Origin of the sequence: Streptomyces sp. AC555_RSS877, assembly GCF_019049245.1 — a bacterium.
Lineage (GTDB): Bacteria > Actinomycetota > Actinomycetes > Streptomycetales > Streptomycetaceae > Streptomyces.
The window spans coordinates 1-2,249 of record NZ_JAGMUK010000175.1 but is presented as its reverse complement, the minus strand read 5'-3'; the positions used below and the strand labels follow the sequence as shown (position 1 = coordinate 2,249).

Genomic DNA, 2,249 nt, shown 5'->3' with positions numbered 1-2,249 from the left:
GGGCTGCAGGCGTATGCGCATCAGGATGTGCCGTTCGAGCGGCTGGTGGAGGAGCTGGCGCCGGCCCGGTCCGCGGCGCGGCACCCGCTCTTCCAGGTGATGCTGACGGTGCAGAACAACGAGCATGCGGTGCTGAATCTGCCAGGTCTGGGCGTCGACGGGATCAGCACCCAGGAGCTGTCGGGGGAGCACAGCACCCGGTTTGACCTGGACGTCATGGTTGCCGAGGTCATCGACGAGGACGGCGCCCCGGCAGGCCTCACTGGTCGGCTGGTCGTGGCGGCCGACGTGTTCGACGCAGTGACGGCCGAGCGGTTGGCGGAGTGGCTGTTGCGTGTCGTCGAGGCGGCGGTGCAGGCGCCGGATCTTCGGCTGGGTGCGCTGGACATCCTGAGCCCGGGCGAGCGGTTCTTGGTGCTGGAGCGCTGGAATGACACGGCAGCCGAGGTGTCGGAGGGCTCGGTGCCCGAGCGGATCGCGGCCTGGGCGGCCGTGGATCCGGATGCGTTGGCAGTGATGTGCGACGGAGTGGAGCTGTCGTATGGGGAGCTGGATGCCCGGGCGAATCGGCTCGCTCATCTGTTGAGGGCTCTTGGCGTGGGTGCGGAGTCGGTGGTCGGTCTGTGCCTGCCGCGGGGCGTGGAGATGGTGGCGGCGGTCGTGGGTGTGTGGCGGGCGGGGGCGGCGTATGTGCCGCTGGACCTCGAGCATCCGGCGGAGCGGCTGGAATTCATGCTGGTTGACAGCGCGGCCGGGGTCGTGGTGGGTCGTGGTGGGTCGTTGGCCACTCTGTCCGTGCCCGGGGTGCGGGTGGTCGACCTGGACGATCCGGGTGTCGTGGTGGCGCTTGCGGAGTCGCCGGTCGTGGCGCCCGAGGTGGTAGTGGACGGCGCCGGGCTGGCGTATGTGATCTATACCTCGGGTTCCACGGGGCGTCCGAAGGGTGTGGCGGCCACTCATGGCGGGCTGGTGAACCTGGTGGGGGCGCTGGGGCCGCTGTTGTGTGCGGAGCCGGGCGTTCGGGTGCTCCAGTTCGCGTCGTTCAGCTTTGACGCGTCCGTGCTGGACATGGCGGTGACGTTGGCGTCGGGCGGCACGTTGGTGGTGGCGTCGGCGGTGGAGCGGTCCGACACGTCGCTTCTGGTGGAGATGGTGCGGCGGATCGGTGTGACGGCGACGAGTGTGGTGCCGTCGCTGTTGGGAGTGCTGGACCCGGCGGAGTTGCCGGAGCTATCCACGGTCGTGGTGGGCGCGGAGCCCATCAGCGTGGCGCAGGCTGCTGCGTGGTCGTGGGATCGGTCGCTGATCAACACGTATGGACCGACCGAGGCGACCGTGATGGTGACCACCGGTTCGGTAGACGGGTCGGGGCCGGCGGTGCCGATGGGGGCGCCGGTCGTCAACACGCGTATCTACGTCCTGGACGAGTGGCTGTGTCCGGTGCCGGTGGGTGCGGCGGGTGAGTTGTACATAGCGGGCGCGCAGTTGGCGCGGGGGTACGTAGGCCGTCCGGGGCTGACTGGTGAGCGGTTTGTGGCGTGTCCGTTCGGTGGTGCGGGTGAGCGGATGTATCGGACGGGGGACCGTGCGCGCTGGACGGCGGAGGGCCGTCTGGTGTTCGCGGGGCGGGCCGATGAGCAGGTGAAGATCCGTGGTTTCCGGATCGAGCCGGGCGAGACCGAGTCCGTTCTGGCTGGGCATCCAGGCGTCGGGCAGGTGGCGGTGGTGGTGCGGGAGGACACCCCGGGTGACAAGCGCCTCGTCGCCTACGTGGTCGGTGACGCTACGAGTTCCGAGCTGCGTGATTTCACGGCGGGGCGGTTGCCGGAGTACATGGTGCCGTCGGCTTTCGTGGTTCTGCCGGAGTTGCCGTTGACGGTGAACGGGAAGCTGGACCGTAAGGCGCTGCCCGCTCCGGTGCTCAGGGCGGGTGGGGGCCGGGTGCCGGCGTCGGTGCAGGAGGAGATTCTGTGCCAGGCCTTCGCGCAGGTTCTGGGCCTGGAGCAGGTGGGCGTGGATGACGATTTCTTTGCGCTGGGTGGGCATTCGCTGTTGGCGACGCGTCTGGTGAGTCGGGTGCGTGCGGTTTTGGGTGTGGAGGTGGGGCTGCGCACGTTGTTCGAGGTGCCGACGCCGGCGGGGCTTGCGGGTCGGTTGGGTCAGGGGGGTGTGGCGCGTCCGGCTTTGGTGGCGGGGGTGCGTCCGGAGCGGGTGCCGTTGTCGTTCGCGCAGCGCCGGTTGTGGTTCCT

At 69.5% G+C, this 2,249-nt stretch carries 1 protein-coding gene; it reads left to right on the top strand.

The window, feature by feature from the left end; genetic code table 11:
* Window positions 1-2,249: non-ribosomal peptide synthetase (locus KUM49_RS38385; RefSeq protein WP_217241585.1), on the top strand; the 2,249-nt coding region annotated here is incomplete at both ends.